Here is an 18,386-nt window from a genome sequence, read left to right on the forward strand (position 1 = left end):
GACGGCAGGCCGCGTTCTGGGGGAATCAGGCCACTTGTGCGATCGAGGCGCGCGCGGCGTGCAGGCCGGTCCACATAGGACGTGTCCGTGAGTTCGCGCGGACTCCGAGTGCGTCGGGGTCGGTCTCCGGCCACTTGATCGGCGGATCGGGACCCGGCGGCGCGGTCGCGCGGAACGAGCGGTGTTCGCTCATCACCACGAGCGCCTCCTCCAATACGGGGAACCGGACGGTGCCCGGTTCAGTGCTGGTGGCGGCCAAACAGGCTTGGCAGACCTCGCGGGCGTCCACCGGCGGCGGCTGATCGAAGACACGCGACATGCGACCGGACAACGGGTGCCCGCACGCCGACACGATCACCGTCCCTCGCGCGGTTCTGCTGCTGAGGTGCCACGTCGAACACCACTCCGACGTGATCCAGGCCGACCCGGGACCGCCCCCCGACGCGCTCATGAGTCGTCCTCGCGAGCACCGGGCAGCCACCACAACAGGAACATCGGCCCGAAGACCAGCACCCACGCCACCAAGCCGAGGACCACGCCGATGGTCATCCGCACCACTCTCCAGTCGTCTTTGCGCCACCTGCAACAGGTGCGCCAGATCTTCGATTCGTCTTACGAAGTGCACACGCGTAATGGGCGCTTGGAAGATGCCCGATTAGGGTTTTCGTGCTTTGTAATAACAAGTTTCGAGAACCGGTGAGGTATCCGCGTGGAGCCTCGTTGGTGCGGCAACGTTAGCGCCAGCTGCGCCAACATGGCGATGACTCCTTTGGGTGATGTCGCCCCAGTGGAGCTGCGACGATCTAGGCTTGGTGCATGAGCCGCAACAGGACCGGATCACCGCGTAACCGCGCGCTGGGCGCCGAGCTGCGTGAAATACGTGAGCGCGCCGGGGTGACGGTGCGAGAACTGGCGCACCGAATCGGCGGCCACCACTCGAAATACACGCGCAACGAACAGGCTGCTCGATCACCATCACCCGAAGAGGTGGCCTCGATCATGACCGCGCTCGGCACATCCGAAGCCGAGCGCGACCGGCTGATCGAGATGGCGCGCGAGCACGAAAGCGGCGGGAACTGGCTGAAATCCGGCTCGGCCGGCTCACTCGGCATCGCCCACGAGCTGACCGACCTGATGGAGTTCGAACGCACCGCGACGTCGATCACGGACATCTCGCCGATCCTGATCCCCGGACTTCTCCAGACCTCCGATTACGCCCGCGCTGTCATGGGCGGAATGCCCTCGCACGAAGTCGACGCGCGCGTCGCGATGAGGGTCGGCCGTCGCGACATTCTGATGAGGAGGAACGGCTCACCTGCGTTCCACGCGTTCATCGAGGAGTCCGCGTTGTGGAAGAAGCTCGGTGGAGATGAGGTCATGGCCGACCAGCTGCGCCACGTGGCGACGATGTCCGAGCGGCCCAACGTGACGGTTCAGGTAGTTCCCGCGGACCTGACGACGTGGAACGCGGCGCTCGGCGGATCGTTCATCTACTTCGAGTTTCCGAAAGCCGGGCCGATCGTTCACCTGGAACATGTCAGTTCGTCCGCATTCCTCGCCGAGCCTGAGGACATCGCGGCTTTTCAGCAGGCCGTCGATAACGTCTCGCGGGCAGCAATGACCGTCGCTCAGTCCTCGAAGGTCATCGCCCGGCGAATCACCGAATTGGAAGGAGCATCATGAGCGATGAGCCCAGTGGCTGGCGCAAGTCCAGCAGGTCGGCCCAGCAGACCAGTTGCGTCGAGGTCGGCCGGGCGGTGGATGGCGCTGCGGTTCGTGACACCAAGGATCGAGCGGCGGGCCATTTAACGGCGACGACCGGCCAGTGGTCCGCGTTCGTCGGCGCGCTCAAGTCCGGTCGTTTCGACGGTTGAACCGTGCGGTGCATGCCTCCTTTGACCGGCCTGCTCGGTCAAAGGAGGCGTTGCCTCAGAACGAGCTCAGCGTCGGGTCGTAGTCCGTTTCGCCGACGGGGTACATGCTGGTCATCCAGTGGTAGAAGTTGTCGCCGCGCTCCCGCAGCAGCGCGTACAGGCGGCGCAGCATCGCGTTGCGGACCTCGCGGACCTCGGGATGCTCGTAGCGGTTGTGCAGTTCGTCGGGGTCGAGCTCCAAGTCGTAGAGCTCGTTGTGCGACTCGGGGTTGATCACCAGCTTGTAGCGGGCGTCGCGCAGCATCCGCTGCGGGTACGGGAAGTGGTGGCCGTGGTACTCGGCCACCAGGTCCGGCGCCCATTCCGGCTGCTCGCCGCGAACCAGCGGCAGCAGGCTCCGGCTGTCTACGGCGGGCGCGGGGTCCTCGCCCGCGAGCTCCAGGATGGTCGCGGTGAAGTCGGTGAGGCTGACGAACTCCTCCCGCACCTGCGGAGATTCGCCGGGCACGGACACGATGCCGGGGATGCGGTAGATGTCGTCGTACATCGCCGGTCCCTTGTCGTGCAGCCGGTGCGCGCCGGTGAACTCGCCGTGGTCGGCGGTGAACATGATCGAGGTGCTCTCGGCGAGCCCGAGCTCGTCGATCGCGCGGCGCAACCGGCCGATCTGCTCGTCGATGAGCGTCACGTAGCCCCGGTAGACGGCGATGAGCTTGCGGCTGTCCTCCGGCGACATGGTGTCGAACGCCCAGTGCGCGCTGTAGTTGCGCTGCACCGGCGGCTTGCCCTCGAAGGTCTCCTGCGCCGAGCGCGGCAGTTCGATCTCGGCCGGGTCGTACATGTCGTAGTACGCGTCCGGCAGCAGGTACGGCAGGTGCGGCCCGAAGTAGTGCGTCGCCAAGAAGAACGGTATGTCCGAAGTGGACTCGTCGGCGGCGAACCGGTGCAGCATCTCGATGGTGCGGGTGGTCAGGTAGTGCTCGAACGTCGCCTCCACCGGCTGATCCAGCCGTGCGGCGAGCAGGTTCCCGGGATTGCCGTTGGGCGCGGTACCGCGCACCTCGTCCCGGATCGAGTACGGCGGAAGGCCGTGTTCTTCCAGATATGCCAGGTAATCCGGGTGGTCCACGGGGTTGTGCCAGCCCGGCAGGTCCGGCCCCTGGAACCCGTAGTCGGCCGCGTTGCGCTGCACGCCGCCGTGCCACTTGCCGAGCAGTCCCAGGTTGTAGCCGCGTTCGGCGAGCCGCTCGGCGAAGGTGAACTGATCGGGCGCGAGGTCCTCCAGGTAGCCGACGTTGCGCTCGTAGTTCGCCAGCAGCTTGTGCCGGAACGGGGCGTAGCCCGTGAGCAGGCTCGCGCGGGCGGGCGTGCAGATCGCGGTGGGGGTGAAGCAGTTGTCGAAGCGGGTGCCGTTCGCGGCCAGCGCGTCCAGGTTCGGGGTGTGCACGGCGTCCGGGTCGCCGTAGCAGCCGAGCGTGTCGATCCGGTGCTGGTCGGTCATCAGGAAGAGCATGTTGCGCGGCACGGGGGAACTCCTCGCGGAAGCGGCGTCGGCGGTCGGGTGCGGGATCGGGTCAGCCGCCGGATTCGGCGTCCGGCGCGGCGGCCTGCTCCTGGTGCTGTGGCAGCGGATAGCGGGCCAGCAGCGGAGATTCGTGCAACGCGAGCGCCAGCCCGCCCAGCGCTCCGCCCCACGGCGCGGTGGTGGCGGTGCCGAACTCGACGTCGCCGCGCAGCGACCGCATCGCGCGCCGGGCGAACGACTCGCGCAGCGGACGCAGGAAGCGTTCGCCCAGCTCGGCGAGTTCGCCGCCGAGCACGACCCGGCCCGCGTTCACCGCCGTGCACATCGCGGCCAGCGCCGCCCCGGCGTGCTCCCCGGCGGCGCGCACCGCTTCGGCTTCGGCGCCGTCCCGTTCCAGCGCGTCGCGCAGCACCGGCCAGCGCCGGTGCCCGGTGGCGCGCAGCACCGCGGGGACCGAGGCATACCGCTCCAGGCAGCCGCGTCCACCGCACCAGCACTCCGGCCCGGTTTCATCGACGCACAGGTGCCCGAGCTCGGCGGCGACACCGCCGGTGCCCCGGATCAACTGCCCGCCGATGATCAGTCCGCCGCCGGTGCCGTGCGAGAAGTGCGCGTAGAGCAGGTCGGAGGCCCCGGCCGCCGCGCCCCAGGTCGCTTCGGCGAGCGCGGTGAGCCGGGTGTTGTTGTCCACGGCCACCGGAACCCCGAACGCGCGGGCCAGCCGGTCGGCGATCAGCTCCCGTCCCCGAAGCCCCGCCGGCTCGCCGAGTCCGGCTGCGGGGGCGAGCACGAGCTCACCTGGGCCAGTGGAGCCGACGCCCATCCCGGCGAGCGTTCCCAGCGTGACGCCGTGGCGGTCGGCGGCGTCCCGGACGGCGCGCTCGGCCAGCGCCAACCGGTCCGTCGCGCTGCGCGCCGAGCCGTAGGCCAGGTCATCACGGGCCTGCACCCGGTGCGCGGCGTCGGCGAGCACCAGCCGGATGCGGCTGCGGCCCAGCTCCAGCCCGAGGTAGTGGCCTGCGGCGGGGTTGAGCATCAGGCCGCCGGTGGGCCGGCCACGGCGGTTCGACGGCGGGAGTTCGGTCTCCACGACCACTCCGCGCCGGATCAGGTCGCCGAGGATCGCCGAGAGCGTCGTGCGGGACAGCCCGCTGTGCTCGGCGACCGCGGCGCGGCTCAGCTCGCCGTGCCTGCGCAGGCAACCGAGCACGCGTTCCGCGTTGCTCTGGCGCAGCCGGTGCAGCGCGGTCGGTGCGGAGTCGGTCATGGCCGCAGCGTATCCCGGCGTTGCTCCATTTACGAACGGGCTCCGTCAAAATTGCGTCCACATTCTGACCGAGCGTTGACGTAAATCGGGGCCGGTGCCACTCTCCATCGCACTGATCCGCCGGAACACCGCGATGCCACTGGAGAGCCGCACATGTCCGAATCCCGATCGCCGAGCTCGTCCGCCGCTGCGCGCTCCGTGTTCTTCTTCGGTTCCTTCGGTGGCATCCTCGCCGGTTACGACCAGGGCATCGCGGCGGGTTCACTGCTGTTCATCGGCCCGGCGCTGGGTTTGACGCCGTGGACGAAGGGCCTGGTGGTGAGCTCGCTGATGTTCGGCGCCATCATCGGCAGCCTGGTCGCGGGAGCGCTCGCGGAACGGTGGGGCAGACGGCCGATCCTGCAACTGGCGGCGGCCGTGTTCGGGATCTCGGCGGTCGGGATGGCGGTCGCGCCGGGCGTCGCGACCTTGGTCGCCGCCCGGGTGCTCGGTGGCCTCGCCGTCGGCATCGCCTCGGTGGTGGTGCCGACGTACCTCTCGGAGCTGGCGCCCACCCGCAACCGCGGCGGCATCGCCACGCTGAACCAGCTCATGATCGCCATCGGCATCTTCGCCGCCTACCTGACGAGCCTGCTGCTGTCGCCGTGGGGCGCGTGGCGCTGGATGCTCGGCATCGCGCTGGTGCCGTCGTTGCTGCTGTTCATCGGCGTGTCCCGGTCGCCGGAGACGCCGCGCTGGCTGGTCGCGCACGGCCGTCCCGACGAGGCACGGCGAGTCCTCGGCAAACAGGTCGGCGAGGGAGAAGCAGACGGGGTGCTCGCCGACATCCAGCGCACGAAGGACGCCGAACCGAGCGGCGATCGCGCGCGGTGGCGCGAACTGCTCACTCCGGCGCTGCGCCGCCCGCTGCTGATCGCGGTGGGACTGGCCCTGCTGCAGCAGTTCATCGGCATCAACACGATCGTCTACTACGCGCCGACGATCCTGCAGGCGGCCGGTTTCGGCGACAGCGCCGCGCTGCTCAACAGCGTGGGGCTCGGCGCGCTGTCCATCGTCACCACTCTGGTCACGGCGCGCGTCGTCGACGGGGTGGGGCGGCGGCGCCTGCTGCTGATCGGCGGCACCGCGATGCTGCTGAGCATGACGGTGCTCGCGGTGCTGTTCGGCGGCGAACTGCTCGACGGCGTGGCCGGTGCGACCGGTGCGGTGATCTGCCTGGCGGTGTTCAAGGTCGCGTTCTCGCTGAGCTGGGGGCCGCTGATGTGGGTGCTGCTGCCGGAACAGTTCCCGCTTCGCGTGCGCACCATGGGAGTCGGCGTCGGCTCGTTCGTGAACTGGACGGCGAACCTGCTGGTGTCCCAGTTCTTCCCGGTGCTGCTGGTGTTCGGAGCGGGCGCCGTGTTCGGCATCTTCGCCGGCTTCGCCGTGCTGGCGCTGGTGTTCACGTTCTTCTGCGTGCGAGAAACCTCCCGCCGCAGCCTCGAAGACCTCGAACTCACGGGATAGCGCCCACGGCCCGTCAGGTGAATGCCGCCTCGGTCGAACGGGTCATCCACGACAAAGCCAACGGAGGGCCTGTCCCGTTCGACCGGTGGGGCCGGGCGAACGGGACAGGCACCTGAGGTGGCCGCTCAGCCCGCAGGAACCGCGCCGAAGCGGCGGCGGTACTCCGACGGGGCGAGGCCGGTGTGCTTGCGGAACCGGCTGCGGAGGTTGGCGGTGGTGCCGAAGCCGCTGGCTGCGGCGACCCGGTCCAAGCGGAGTTCGCCGCGTTCGATGAGGCGGCAGGCCAGCGCGATCCGCTCGGTGGCGAGCCACGCCAGCGGTGTGGTGCCGAGTTCCGCGCGGAACCTCCGGTGCAGCGTCGCGGGGCTGGTCGCCAGTCGCGCCGCCAGCTCCGCCACGGTCAGCGGCCGATCCAGGTGCGCGCGTGCCCAATCCAGCGCGGGCGCCAGCGACGTGTCCGGGACGTCCGGTATCGGGCGCTCCACGAACTGCCGCTGGCCGCCGTCGCGGTGACCGGCGAACACGAGCCGCCTGCTCACGGCGTTGGCGATCTCCGCGCCGTGGTCGCGGTTGATGAGGTGCAGCCCGAGGTCCAGCGCCGCCGCGCTGCCCGCCGCGGTGAGCACGTCACCGTCGTCGACGAACAGCACGTCCGGTTCCAAGCACACCAACGGGAATCGCCGCGTGAACTCCGCCGCCCAGCGCCAATGCGTCGTCGCGCGGCGGCCGTCCAGCACGCCCGCTTCGGCCAACGTGAAGGCTCCGGTGCAGAAGCTCACCAGCCGTGCTCCACGCCGGGCCGCGCACTCGATCGCGGCGAGAACTCCGGGCGAGGCGGGCACTTCCGGGTCGGGCCGGTTGGGCACGATCAGCGTGTCCGCCGCATCCGCGGCCTCCGGACCGGCGACGTCGGAGAGCGTGAACATGCCCAGGTGCATCCGCACCCGAGGCCGCGCCGCGCACACCGCGAAGTCGTACCAAGGTCGGTCGAGTTCGGGGCGGCGCAGGCCGAACAGTTCGGTGGCCACGCCCATCTCGAACGGGTTCGAGCCTTCGTCGACGAGCACCACGACCCGGTGCGAGGATCCTTGCGGCATGTGCGATTCCTAGCACTCGTGGTGATCCGGAACCAAGCCGAGGATCGTGGTCATGACCACGAACCCGATCGACCTCAAGGCCGCGCTGGACGGATTCGACGCCGTGTGGAGCCCGCGGATCATCACCTACCTCAACGACTACGACATCCGGCTGGCCCGGTTCCACGGCGAGCACGTGTGGCACGTGCACCTGGACACCGACGAATTCTTCCTGGTGCTGGACGGTGAAATCGACATCGCGCTGCGCGAGCAGGCTGGGGAGCGGAACGTGACGCTGCCGCGCGGTTCGGTGTTCGTGGTGCCGCGCGGCACCTTCCACAAGCCGTCGTCGAAGGAGGGCGCGGCGGTGCTGCTGGTGGAGCCGACCGGAACGCTCTCCGTCGGCGACCGCCACGACGAGGTACCAGACCACATCGACGTCACCGCTGGTCACTTGGTGTTCGGGGGTGATGCCCGGTCGTTTTGCTTGGGTGGTCGGGTGGCGGAACCTCAGCTGTCTTCTCGCTGCGGGATCTTTTTCCCTAGTGGCTCCGCCACGAGGGAAAAAGCTGTCCTCGCGAGAAGACAGCTGAGAACCCGCGGGTGGTCGGCTTCTTGACGTGGGCTATGTGCTTCGCACATACAGGCACGGCCTTCGGCCGCAGAGCAGGCGTGGCTTCGCCCGCCCTTCGCGGACTACGCCGCCAACGGCACGGCTTCGCCGCCAGGAGTCGGCTTCGCCGCAGGGACTCGGCTTCGCCGCCAACGGCACGGCTTCGCCGCCAGGAGTCGGCTTCGCCGTATGGGCTCGGCTTCGTCATTGGCAAGGCAGTGATTGAGATGCCTCCTTGGCGCCGTTGCTCGTTCGCCGCAGTGAATGGGGGAACTTTGCGTCGGGGTGGGTGAAATCGACGGCTGCCGCACCGGCTCGGTTCAAGATCATGTTCAATATCCCTTGGGTCGCAACGGGAAAGTGGCGGCCCTGGTTTCCGGCGCTACGCCGTTCGGGCGAGCGTCGCGTTCGTCCGCATGGCCGCAGTGCCGTAGCGGAGGGAGCGAACAGGACCATGGAAGCGGGCGGCCACGCGTGCACGGGAGCGTTGGCGGGAGCGGCGTCGAGCAGCACCATCGGTGCGCTCACCGGCGCTGACCTCGGAGTGGCGGGGACGGCGGTGGGTGCGTTGCTGGGCGCCGGCGCCGCGCTGTTGCCGGACCTCGACGCCGACGGCGCGACGGCCTACCGCAGCGGCGGACGCGTCACCGCGCTGGTGGGGGAGTGCTTTCAGCTCCTGGCGCGCACCACATACGGCCGGACCCGGTTACCGCACGACCCCACCGGTGACGGTGAGCACCGAGGTTTGGTGCACACGCCGATTTTCGCGGTGTCGCTGGGATTGCTCGTCGCTCTCGGCGCGTTGCTGACTCCGTGGGTGACGGGCATCGCGATGATCCTGGTGCTGGCGCCCGGCATCAGCGCGCTCTCCCGGTCCGGTCCGCGATGGGTGCGGCGCAGGTTGTGCACCGATCAGGACCCGGTGGCGCTGCTGGCGGCGGGCGCGATCACCTGCTCGTTGGCGCTGGCGGGAGCGATGGCGGAACTGGGCTGGTTCGCCGGGGTCTCGATCACCATGGGAATGATCGTGCACTCGGTGGGCGACTCGGCGACGCGCAGCGGAATCTGCTGGACGTTCCCCATCCGCCGGCGCTGCGCCAAGTGCAGCCGCAAGCCCAGCGCCCGCTGTTCGGGGGCGCGCTGGCGACGCGGCCACGTGCTGCCGAAGTCGATGCGCTGGAGCGTCGGTTCCCGCGGCGGCAAGAAGATCGAACGATCCATCGAGCTCGTATGCCTGGTGCTCGTCACGGCACTGCTGGTCCCGGACGCCGCGGAGCTCGCCCGCGCGCTGGGATGATCCACGGCTGCGGCCCCGAGACCGCCGGTGATCCGTGCGGCCTCGGGGCCGAGCGGTGCTCCGAGCCGGGCGCGCTCACTTCTCCTCTCCCGGCTGGTCCTCCTCGTCGCCGGTGCGGAGCACCAGGACGGCGGCGACGATGACGCCGATGCCGACGAGGACCAGGGTGAGCACGGCGAGCCCCCGCTCCGCCGGGGACTGCCAGGTCTCGATGATCGAAGCGACGATGATCAGTGCGGACCACACGAACGGGCCGAGCCCGGTGCGCACCCGCTTCCGGAAGTGCCCGCAAGCCGGGCGACCGACGGCTCCATGTGTGGAAGTCGTTGCCATGATGGGAAAACCTCCTTGCGATGGTCCGTAATCGTTGGTGTTCACCTCATTAGTAGGCCGTCTGGATCAGGGCTTCTACGTCAGAAGTCACATTCGCCCGATGACCCGCCGAGATTCCGGGGCGGGCTTCCTCTCGCGTCATGGCGCTGCCGACGTGTCGTCGCCGGTGGCGTGACCGGTTCGCCTGCTAGCGAGCCGCGATCGAGACGCATAGTATCCGGCTAAACCGTTACGCCGGTTACTTGGAGGTTCACGGCATGACCGATCAAATCGCGGGTCGTCCCGAAGCGGTGATGCCGTCGCGTGATGTCAGCGGGCGCAACACGGTGGTGTTGGTGCTGTTCACGGCGGTGACGAATCTGGCGGATGGTGTCACGAAGATCGCGTTGCCGTTGCTGGCCACGTCGTTGACGGGTTCGCCTGCGGCGGTGGCGGGGGTGTCGTTGACGTTGACGTTGCCGTGGTTGGTGACGGCGTTGCACGTGGGTGTGCTGGTGGATCGGTTCGATCGGCGCGGGTTGTTGTGGGTGGCGAACGCGATGCGGTTGGTGGCGTTGGCCGGTCTGCTGGCCGCTTACAGCGCCGAGTCGGTGACGTTGCCGTTGCTCTACCTGGCGGGTTCGGTGCTCGGTGTCGCCGAGGTCATCGCGTTGACGTCGGCGATGGCGTTGACTCCGGTGGCGGTGGGGCCTCGGTTGCGGGAGCGGGCGAACGCGTGGGTGACGGGCGCGGAGACGGTGTGCAACGAGTTCTGCGGTCCGTTCGTGGGTGGTCTGCTGGTGACGGCGGGCAGTGCGTTCGCGCTCGGTGCCACGGCTGCGGGTTATGTGGTGGCGACGGGGATTCTGGTGTTGCTGGTCGGGCGTTTCCGGGTGGCGCGGTCCGTGGACGCTCCGGTGCGGAGCGTGGGCGGGCAGATCCGGGACGGGTTGCGGTTTTTGTGGCGGCACCGGTTGTTGCGGTTGATGGCGTTGGTGCTGACGGCGTTGTGCTCGTGCTGGGGTGCGTGGCTGGCGTTGATGCCGTTGGTGGCGACGTCGGTGATGGGGTTGAGTCCGAGCGAGTACGGCATGGTGCTCAGCGCGCTGGGTGTTGGTGGGCTGGTCGGTGCGTTGGCGGTCAGTGCGGTGAATCGGCTGATCGGTCGCCGGTGGGCGTTGTTCGCGGATTTGATCGGGACGTTCGCGATGGTGGCGGCGCCGGCGTTGACGACGAACATGTGGGTCGTGGCGGCGGGCGCGTTCTTCGGGGGCATGGGCGGCACCTTGTGGGCGATCAACGCCCGCACCATCGCCCAGTACCTGGTTCCCGCTGAGCTGATGGGCCGCTACAGCGCGGTCGCCCGCTTGTTCAGCTGGGGAGCCATGCCCGTCGGGGCCGCAGCGGTCGGCCTGCTCGCGGAGTTCTTCGGCGCACGAGCCGCGTTCGCGGTGTTCGCCGCGATCGTCCTGGCCACCGCCATCCCCTTCCTCCGCACCGTGACCCCGGCCGTCCTCCGCGGTGCCGAACAAGCCGAGCACCGCGAACTCGCAACGCGATGAGATGAGCCGAACACCGCATTGCAACGGAACCCGCCGACGCCCAGGCCCACAACGAACTCCCCTCAGAGCAACGGAAACCCCCGTGGTGCCCACCGCCAGGCGGAGTGTTGGATCTGCATGATCGAGCCCCGTGCCGCAAAGCGTCGATCGGTGCTGATGCCCCGAAGCGGCAGGGATTTGCTCAGTCGCTTGACTTAATAGGGTGTCGGCGGTTGACTGGGGACGAGCGGGAGAGAGCTCTGCTGAGAGGTCGTCGCGGGGCGTCGGGCCGTGGCCGGCGTGCGGTTCGAGGAGGGTTGTGGGCATGGCGAATCGCACGGTGCGTGGTGAGCGGGTCGAGGAGACTCGGGAGTCGATCCTGGTCACGGCGGAGCGGATGTTCGCCGAGCACGGCGTGATCGCCGTGTCCAACCGGCAGGTCAGCGAGGCCGCAGGGCAGGGCAACAACGCCGCCGTCGGATACCACTTCGGCACCAAGACCGACTTGGTTCGGGCGATCGTGCGCAAGCGCTCCGAACCGGTCGAGGCGATCAGAGTCCGCATGGTCGCCGAGCTCGGCGACGGGGCGGGCGTGCGGGATTGGGTGGCGTGCCTGGTGCGGCCGAGCGTTGAGCACCTCGCCGAGCTGGGCAGCCCGACCTGGTTCGCCCGGTTCGGCGCGCAGGTGATGACCGATCCGGCGCTGCGTCCGATCATGATCGAGGAGGCGCTCAGCGCGCCGTCGCTGCGGCAGATCATCGACGGGCTGCACCGGTGCCTGCCTGCGATGACCGACGAGGTGCGCGCGGAGCGCGGCGACATGGCCCGGCAGCTCATGGTGCACGTGTCCGCGGAACGGGAACGCGCGCTCGCGGAGGGCACGGGGACGCCGCGGGCCAGCTGGAGCGACGCCGCGACGGGGCTGATCGATGCCCTGTGCGGCCTGTGGCTCGCCCCGATCACGCCGCATTCCTGACGCGGAACGTTCCGCGAGCATCGAGGTCTTGAGGCATCCGGAGGCCATTGTGGACTTCCGGTGTCGTCCCGGATGGCTTTTCGCGTGCGGGCGATAACCGGCCGGACGCGCGTGGATCACGTTGGCAGGAAATGGAAGAGGAGCACGATGACCAGCACGGTGAATCAGCCGGAGATTCCGGAATACCCGATGGCTCGGGCCACCGGATGCCCGTTCGACCCGCCGCCCGCGCTGCGGCCGATGCAGGAGGGGGCTCCGCTGGCGAAGGTGCGGCTGTGGGACGGCAGCACCCCGTGGCTGGTGACGCGGTACGCGGAACAGCGGGCGCTGCTGGGGGATTCACGGGTGAGCGCCGACATCACCAAGCCCGGCTATCCGAGCTCCGCACCGGTCCGGCCGGGTGGCCCGGGCATCGGCTTCATTCTGATGGACGACCCGGAGCACGCGCGGCTGCGGCGGATGGTGGCGAGTCCGTTCACGATCAAGCGGACCCAAGCGCTGCGGCCCGCCGTGCAGCGGATCGTCGACGACCGGATCGACGCTATGCTCGCCGGTCCGAAGCCTGCCGACCTGGTGCGGGACTTCGCGCTGCCGGTGCCGTCGCTGGTGATCTGCGAGCTGCTCGGCGTGCCCTACTCGGATCACGACTTCTTCCAGGACAACAGCAAAATGCTCATCAGCCTGGCCATACCGCCGGAGGAGCGGGCCGCCGCGCACGGGCGGCTGGAGTCCTATTTGGACGACTTGGTGGGCGAGAAGCTGGCCGCGCCCGGTGACGACTTGCTCTCGCGCCTCGGCGAGCGGGTCGAGGCGGGGGAGATCACGCGGCGCGACGCGGCTCAGATGGGGGTGCTCCTGCTGCTGGCGGGGCACGAGACGACCGCGAACATGATCGCGCTCGGCACGCTCGCGCTGCTGCAGCATCCCGAGCAGCTCGCCGCGCTGCGCGACGGCGACGACCCCAAGCGGGTCGCCTCGGCCGTCGACGAACTGCTGCGCTACCTGAACATCACGCACAACGGGCGCCGCCGGGTGGCGCTGGAGGACATCGAGATCGCCGGTCAGGTCATCCGCGCGGGCGATGGGCTGGTCGTGCCCAACGACATCGGCAACCGCGACCCCGCCGTGTTCGACGACCCCGACCGGCTCGACATCGAGCGAGACGCGCGCAGCCACGTCGCCTTCGGCTTCGGCGTGCACCAATGCCTCGGCCAGGGCCTGGCTCGGATGGAACTCCAAGTCGTCTACGGCACCCTCTACCGCCGCATCCCTGGCCTGCGCCTAGCAGCCGGCCTCGACGACATCCCGTTCAAGCACGACGGAGCCGTCTACGGGGTGCACGAACTGCCCGTGACGTGGTGAACGTCGCGGCCCGGGCGTGCGATCAGTGCTCGTGCAGCAGCCGTTCGGTGATGGTGACCTTCCGGCCGTCCGGGACGAGGTGCTCCGCGGCGGCCTCGGTCCAGGCCGCGAAGTGAGGTGCGGCGCGATGGGCTTCGAGCGCGGCGTGGTCGCGGTAGACCTCGTAGAGGATGAAGTGGTGGTCGTCCTCGGCGTCGACCGCCACGTCGAAGCTCACGCAGCCGGGTTCGTCGGCGACGGAGGCTTCGGCGTCGGCCCTGATGGCGGCCAGGAAGCCGTCCCGGTGACCGGGCTTGACCTGGAGGGACGCAACGAGTGCGAGCACGCGGGTTCTCCTGTTCCACTACGACGGCCCCGGCTGGACCGGGCGGCACCGCCGAACCTACCGCGAAGTCGTGGCGCGGCCGTGGGCGGTGATCCCGCGGACGGCGCCGGTGAGCCTGCTGTTCTCGCCGTCCGGTGATCCGGAACTCCGTGCGGGTCCGGCGCTCGCCGAGCTGTCCATACTGGAGCCGTACCGACGGACCAGGGACAGAGGAGACGATGGTGATCCGGGTTGACGGCCGCACGTTGCGCTGCGCCGATGTGGTCGATGCCGCGCGGACGACGGGGCCGCTGCAGATCGACCTGTCGACGGCGGCACTGCGGGTGGCGGAGCACTCGTGGCGGCTCGCCGAGGAGCTCAGCACCGAGCGCGTCGTGTACGGCAGGACGACCGGGGTGGGCGCCAACAAGGACGACCTGGTGCAGGACGGCGACTCGGCGGAACACGCGCTGCGCTTGCTGCGCAGCCACGCCGGTGGCAGCGGCGAGCCCATGTCCGTCGCGCAGACCAAGGGAATGCTGCTGATCCGCCTCAATCAGCTCGTCGCGGGCCGCGCGGGGATCAGCCCCGCGCTGATCACCGCGCTGGCCGAGGCGGTGCGCGTCGGCGCGATCCCGCTGGTGCACCGGCTCGGCGCCATCGGCACCGGAGACCTGGCGCCGCTGGCGGAGACGGCGCTCGCGCTGGTCGGGGAGCGGCCATGGCTCACCGGGCACGTCGCCCCGGTGGAGATGCTCAAGGGCGACGCGCTGGCCTTCATGAGCAGCAACGCGGCCACGCTGGCCGAGGCCACGCTCGCGACGCTCGACCTGGAGCGGCTCACGCGCGCCAGCCACGTGGTCGCCGCGTTGACCTACGTCGCGCTGGACGGAAACCCGGAGGCCTACGCGACGCCGGTGCACGAAGCCCGTCCGCATGCCGGTCAGGTCGGGTGCGCCGCGGAGATGCGGCGGCTGCTCGGCCTGGACAGCACGCCGAAACCGGGCAGGCGCATCCAGGACCCGTTCGGCCTGCGCGCGTATCCGCAGGTGCAGGGCGCGGCGGTGGACGCCGTGCACTACCTGCGGGACGTGCTCGCGATCGAGATCAACGCGGGCACCGAGAACCCGATGATCTCGGTGGTGCACCGCGACGCCTACCACCACGCGCATTTCCACACCGCCTACGTCGCCTCCGCGCTGGACTGGGTGCGGGCCACCGTGCACCAGGTCGCGGAGCTCTCCGCCGCGCGGCTCGGGGACCTCGTCGAGCCCGAGTTCACCGGGCTGCGGCCGTTCCTCGCGGCCGGTCCGGCGGGCAGTTCGGGAGTGATGATCCTCGAGTACGTCGCGCACGACGCGCTCGCGGAACTGCGCCACGCGGCGCTGCCCGCGACGCTCGGCACCGCCGTGGTCTCACGCGGGTTGGAGGACCACGCCAGCTTCTCCACGCAGGCCGCGCGGGCGACGACGGCGGCCGCCGTCGCCTACCGGCGACTGCTCGCCTGCGAGCTGGTGGCGGCGGTCCGCGCGTTGCGGATGCGGGAGGCCGATCTGGTGGACCTGCCGGTGCGCGCCGCCTATGAGCTGGCCGCCGAGACGTTGGACCCGAGCGTGGACGATCGCCCGCTCACCGAGGACATCGGCCGCGCCGGAGAAGTGCTGGACGACCTGGTGCGGTTCTGAACCGGCGGTGTTCACCGGTGTGGTCGGAGGGTGCGCCCGTGGAGCCGGGCGAGGGCGTCACCGTCGAGCGGGCCGCGGCGCTTCACGACGATCAGGGTCGCGGCGAGTCCGACGCCGAACAGGAACGCGGCACCGCCGAGCGCCGTCCGGACGAGGTGCAGGCTGTGCCCGGTTTGCTGAGTCCTGCGCTGTTCCGCGTAGTCGACGAGCCGGCCGATGCCGTCCCCGGCGACGATGTGGCAGGACTGGTCCGGACGCATGACCTGGTTTCCGCAGCGGACCGTCAGGTGATCGTCGCCGATGGGCGCGGACTGGACGAGCCCGACACCGCCCAGCAGGAGCAGTGCGATGGCCACGAACCACGCTTGGACGAACGAACCCATCGGTCCTCCGGTGCGGTCGACGATGACCTTGCTGCGTCGCAACCTCGGCGCTGCCGTCCATTGTGGTGGTCATGGTCGTCCGGCTGCGATGTTCACGCGCGCAGGAGCGTGGAAAGTGCCTGGTGGAGGGGCTGTTGCCAGTTTTCCGGTCCGGAACTGGCCGCGATCTAGGAGCCTGCGCGCGGTATGGACCACGTCGTTTCCGGCACGGACCTTCGCACGGAGGTCCGGGTGGGTGCGCCGCCGGGAGTTCGACCACGGCGGCGCACCCGGAGCGCTTACTCGGACCCGTTGGAGTCGCTGCTGAGCGCGTCCGCGACATCGTTGGCGAAGCCGGCGCCGGTCTGGATTCCGCTGGCGACCAGGTCGAGCGGACCGACGTTGTTGTCCTGCGCTGGTTCCGCCTGGGCGAGGCCCAGTGCCGAGCACATCAGCACCGCGGTGATTCCGGCGACGACCGCCGATCGGTTCGCTGCGTGACGCATCAATCCGCTCCTTGCTTCCGGGATCAATTCCGCGGGCAAGGTTCCACGGACTCGCACCCGTCGCTCGTGCGATCACTCGGCCGAGGGTCCCCTGAACGGCAGACCGTCGTGGGACGCGGCGAACCACTGTCCGAGCGCCCGTGCCCGCCGCGCACGAGGCGCGGGTAAGCCCGCCCGGACGGGCCACGGCTGGATGCTTCAAGGTGGGACGAACAGCTGAGGGAGGCCGACGGGTGGGACGACGTTTCGAAGAGCTCGACTGGCAGGAGACGCCGATCGGGGAGGTGAGCCTGCGGCGCAGGCTGGATCCGGCGCTCGGCGTGGACGTGTACGAGGTCAAGCTCGGCGACGAGTTCCTGATGTCGAGCGTGTTCACCGTCGCCGAGGAGGAGCTGGCACGGCTGGGGCTGGCCGCCGTCACCGGCTCGGAGCTGGACGTGCTGGTGGGCGGGCTCGGGCTCGGTTGCACCGCGGTCGCGGCGCTGGCCGATGAGCGGGTGCGGTCGCTTCAGGTGGCCGAGGCGCTGGGCGCGGTGATCGACTGGCACCGGCGGGAGCTGCTGCCGCTGGGCCACGAGCTCAACTCCGACCAGCGGACCAGCTTCGTGCACCGGGACTTCTTCGCCTGGGCCGCCGAGCCGCCGCAACAGCGGTATCACGCGATCCTGCTCGACATCGATCACTCGCCGACCAACGTGCTCGACACCGGGCACGCCGGCTTCTACCTCCCGTCCGGCCTGCGGCGGCTCGCCGAGCACCTGCACCCGGACGGGGTTTTCGCGCTGTGGTCGGATGATCCGCCGTCGGAGGAGTTCAGCGCCGCGCTCGCCGAGGTCTTCGCGACCGTGCGGGCGCACGTGGTCGCCTTCGACAACCCCTACGGCGGTCCGCGCGGCTCTAACACGGTCTACGTCGCCCGGCGCTGACTCCCGACGACGGTTCCCCGCAACTGTTCGGCGGCTACGGCTACACCCTCGATACCCGATCGCGCGCATGTTCGGCGACTCGCGAATGCGGAAGATCTACGCGGGCGCGGACGAAGCCCTGAAAGAACTCGTCGCCCGATCCCTGTGCGGAGTTCTTCCAGTGCTGCGCGGGGACGTTCACCTCGCCGGACGCGGTGGGTGAACGCTCCTTTGACCGGTCTTATTGGGCGGAGGGGGACATTCACCTGGTGGCGGTTCGGTGTGCACGGGCTCACCTGTGGCGGTGGTCGTGGCGGGACGCGGGGGCGTGACGTGCCAACATGGGCGGATGGCCGGTCGTTCGGATTCCACTGCTCCGCACCGCGTGTGGCGTGGTGTGGACGCGTCCGATCGGCAGGCTCGGCGGCGTGCGCAGCTGATCGACGCCGGGTTCGAGTTGATGGGCCGCGACGGGGCCAAGTCGGTCACCATGCGCGGTGTTTCGCGGGAAGCGGGACTGACGGAGCGGTACTTCTACGAGAGCTTCGCCGGCCGCGAACAACTGCTGATCGCCGTGCTGGACGCGACGGTCGAGCGGGCGCGCGACGTGCTGCTGTCCGCGGTCGAGCAGGCGCCCGCGCAGCGGCTCGACGCGGTACGGCACCTGGTGAGCGTGTTCACCGAGTTCGTCACTTCCGACCCGAGGCTCGGCCGCGTCCTGTTCATCGAGTCGCTGGCCGCGCCCGAACTGGCCGAGCGGGGCATGGAACTCGTGGAGGAGTTCACCCTGACGATCGCGGCGTTGATGCGCAGCACCGAGCTCGGCGGCGAGCGGTCCGACGAGCAGGACGTGCGGCTCAACGCGCTGGCGATCTTCGGGTCCCTGGCGCAGCTCTACCAGGCTTGGCTGGGGGAGCGGATCGCCGTGTCCCGTGAGCGGTTCGTCGAGCATGTGTCCCAAGTGATCGAGAGCGTGGGCCGCGCCGCCTCGCGGTGATTTCTCCGTCCACATCGGACTTTTCAGCTTTTTCGCACGCCCCGTCTCCGTCGGCGGGGTGTCGGGGCGCGCTCGCGACGATCCCGATCCGCCCTGTTGCTCGACGGTGAACCGCTTCAGTTATTGACAATATGCTAATAGGCGGGAATGCTCACTTCCGGTGAGCCGGATCACTGCGGGTGAGATGGTCGCAAATTGCCCGCTTGGCCGGTGAACCTGCACGTCAACGCCTTGTCGACATGTCGCAAAAGTTGACATCAGGCGCTGTTGACATTGGT

At 69.5% G+C, this 18,386-nt stretch carries 19 protein-coding genes and 1 pseudogene; 12 read left to right on the forward strand and 8 right to left on the reverse strand.

Features of this window, described 5'->3' with window-relative positions; translation table 11 throughout:
• Positions 1-25: 25 nt before the first annotated feature.
• On the reverse strand, positions 26-319 hold the full coding sequence (locus tag H2Q94_RS08150; RefSeq protein WP_243793745.1) for a hypothetical protein: 294 nt from the start codon (positions 317-319) through the stop codon (positions 26-28).
• A 497-nt stretch (positions 320-816) separates the two neighbouring features.
• Here H2Q94_RS08150 and H2Q94_RS08155 point away from each other — a divergent pair, with 497 nt between their 5' ends.
• Both H2Q94_RS08155 and H2Q94_RS08160 read left to right on the forward strand, forming a co-directional pair.
• The gene (locus H2Q94_RS08155; protein ID WP_243793746.1) at positions 817-1,683 is read left to right on the forward strand and encodes a helix-turn-helix domain-containing protein; all 867 of its coding nucleotides are present in this window, start codon (positions 817-819) and stop codon (positions 1,681-1,683) included.
• A complete protein-coding gene (locus H2Q94_RS08160) occupies positions 1,680-1,874 on the forward strand; it encodes a DUF397 domain-containing protein (protein WP_243793747.1) in 195 nt (64 codons plus the stop codon). Before H2Q94_RS08155 ends, H2Q94_RS08160 begins: the two co-directional genes overlap by 4 nt.
• Positions 1,875-1,929: 55 nt before the next feature.
• Here H2Q94_RS08160 and H2Q94_RS08165 read toward each other — a convergent pair whose 3' ends face one another.
• Both H2Q94_RS08165 and H2Q94_RS08170 read right to left on the reverse strand, forming a co-directional pair.
• Positions 1,930-3,399, reverse strand: a complete 1,470-nt coding sequence (locus tag H2Q94_RS08165) for a sulfatase family protein (RefSeq protein ID WP_243793748.1) — start codon at positions 3,397-3,399, stop codon at positions 1,930-1,932.
• A gap of 49 nt (positions 3,400-3,448) precedes the next feature.
• Positions 3,449-4,666, reverse strand: coding sequence for an ROK family transcriptional regulator (locus tag H2Q94_RS08170; RefSeq protein ID WP_243793749.1), 1,218 nt, complete (start codon positions 4,664-4,666; stop codon positions 3,449-3,451).
• A gap of 153 nt (positions 4,667-4,819) precedes the next feature.
• Here H2Q94_RS08170 and H2Q94_RS08175 point away from each other — a divergent pair, with 153 nt between their 5' ends.
• Positions 4,820-6,172: a sugar porter family MFS transporter gene (locus H2Q94_RS08175; RefSeq protein ID WP_243793750.1), complete on the forward strand. Its 1,353-nt coding sequence runs from the start codon at positions 4,820-4,822 to the stop codon at positions 6,170-6,172.
• Positions 6,173-6,297: 125 nt separating this feature from the next.
• Here H2Q94_RS08175 and H2Q94_RS08180 read toward each other — a convergent pair whose 3' ends face one another.
• A complete protein-coding gene (locus H2Q94_RS08180; RefSeq protein WP_243793751.1) occupies positions 6,298-7,269 on the reverse strand; it encodes a helix-turn-helix domain-containing protein in 972 nt (323 codons plus the stop codon).
• 52 nt (positions 7,270-7,321) lie between these two features.
• On the opposite strand from H2Q94_RS08180, the pseudogene H2Q94_RS08185 reads away from it, so the two are divergent.
• Positions 7,322-7,708, forward strand: a pseudogene (locus H2Q94_RS08185) (cupin domain-containing protein); the annotation flags it as partial.
• A 607-nt stretch (positions 7,709-8,315) separates the two neighbouring features.
• Positions 8,316-9,158 carry a metal-dependent hydrolase gene (locus tag H2Q94_RS08190; protein WP_243793752.1) on the forward strand — a complete coding sequence of 281 codons (843 nt, stop codon included), beginning with the start codon at positions 8,316-8,318 and terminating at the stop codon, positions 9,156-9,158.
• 75 nt (positions 9,159-9,233) lie between these two features.
• Here the strand turns inward: H2Q94_RS08190 and H2Q94_RS08195 are convergent, their stop codons facing one another.
• Positions 9,234-9,491 carry a hypothetical protein gene (locus tag H2Q94_RS08195; protein WP_243793753.1) on the reverse strand — a complete coding sequence of 86 codons (258 nt, stop codon included), beginning with the start codon at positions 9,489-9,491 and terminating at the stop codon, positions 9,234-9,236.
• A gap of 257 nt (positions 9,492-9,748) precedes the next feature.
• On the opposite strand from H2Q94_RS08195, the gene H2Q94_RS08200 reads away from it, so the two are divergent.
• The 3 genes from H2Q94_RS08200 (at position 9,749) to H2Q94_RS08210 (ending at position 13,349) form a co-directional block, all read left to right on the forward strand.
• Complete coding sequence (locus H2Q94_RS08200) at positions 9,749-11,032, forward strand: MFS transporter (protein WP_243793754.1); 1,284 nt, start codon at positions 9,749-9,751, stop codon at positions 11,030-11,032.
• 304 nt (positions 11,033-11,336) lie between these two features.
• Positions 11,337-11,987, forward strand: a complete 651-nt coding sequence (locus H2Q94_RS08205) for a TetR/AcrR family transcriptional regulator (RefSeq protein ID WP_243793755.1) — start codon at positions 11,337-11,339, stop codon at positions 11,985-11,987.
• A gap of 147 nt (positions 11,988-12,134) precedes the next feature.
• Entirely contained in the window at positions 12,135-13,349 is a 1,215-nt protein-coding gene (locus tag H2Q94_RS08210) for a cytochrome P450 (RefSeq protein WP_243793756.1), read from the forward strand.
• A 22-nt stretch (positions 13,350-13,371) separates the two neighbouring features.
• Here H2Q94_RS08210 and H2Q94_RS08215 read toward each other — a convergent pair whose 3' ends face one another.
• The gene (locus H2Q94_RS08215; protein ID WP_243793757.1) at positions 13,372-13,674 is read right to left on the reverse strand and encodes a putative quinol monooxygenase; all 303 of its coding nucleotides are present in this window, start codon (positions 13,672-13,674) and stop codon (positions 13,372-13,374) included.
• 70 nt (positions 13,675-13,744) lie between these two features.
• Between H2Q94_RS08215 and H2Q94_RS08220 the strand changes: the two genes are divergently transcribed.
• Together H2Q94_RS08220 and H2Q94_RS08225 are read left to right on the forward strand one after the other, a co-directional pair.
• The gene (locus tag H2Q94_RS08220; RefSeq protein WP_243793758.1) at positions 13,745-13,909 is read left to right on the forward strand and encodes a hypothetical protein; all 165 of its coding nucleotides are present in this window, start codon (positions 13,745-13,747) and stop codon (positions 13,907-13,909) included.
• A complete protein-coding gene (locus H2Q94_RS08225; protein ID WP_243795607.1) occupies positions 13,896-15,338 on the forward strand; it encodes an aromatic amino acid ammonia-lyase in 1,443 nt (480 codons plus the stop codon). The genes H2Q94_RS08220 and H2Q94_RS08225 overlap by 14 nt, the downstream gene beginning before the upstream one ends.
• Before the next feature lie 11 nt (positions 15,339-15,349).
• Here the strand turns inward: H2Q94_RS08225 and H2Q94_RS08230 are convergent, their stop codons facing one another.
• Both H2Q94_RS08230 and H2Q94_RS08235 read right to left on the reverse strand, forming a co-directional pair.
• Entirely contained in the window at positions 15,350-15,721 is a 372-nt protein-coding gene (locus tag H2Q94_RS08230) for a hypothetical protein (RefSeq protein ID WP_243793759.1), read from the reverse strand.
• A 278-nt stretch (positions 15,722-15,999) separates the two neighbouring features.
• Complete coding sequence (locus H2Q94_RS08235; RefSeq protein ID WP_243793760.1) at positions 16,000-16,206, reverse strand: hypothetical protein; 207 nt, start codon at positions 16,204-16,206, stop codon at positions 16,000-16,002.
• A gap of 233 nt (positions 16,207-16,439) precedes the next feature.
• Here H2Q94_RS08235 and H2Q94_RS08240 point away from each other — a divergent pair, with 233 nt between their 5' ends.
• Together H2Q94_RS08240 and H2Q94_RS08245 are read left to right on the forward strand one after the other, a co-directional pair.
• Positions 16,440-17,132 (forward strand): polyamine aminopropyltransferase, encoded by a 693-nt coding sequence (locus tag H2Q94_RS08240; RefSeq protein WP_243793761.1) that lies wholly within the window; start codon positions 16,440-16,442, stop codon positions 17,130-17,132.
• Positions 17,133-17,460: 328 nt separating this feature from the next.
• The gene (locus H2Q94_RS08245) at positions 17,461-18,108 is read left to right on the forward strand and encodes a TetR/AcrR family transcriptional regulator (RefSeq protein WP_243793762.1); all 648 of its coding nucleotides are present in this window, start codon (positions 17,461-17,463) and stop codon (positions 18,106-18,108) included.
• Positions 18,109-18,386 lie beyond the last annotated feature (278 nt).

Source organism: Saccharopolyspora gloriosae (assembly GCF_022828475.1).
GTDB lineage: Bacteria > Actinomycetota > Actinomycetes > Mycobacteriales > Pseudonocardiaceae > Saccharopolyspora_C > Saccharopolyspora_C gloriosae_A.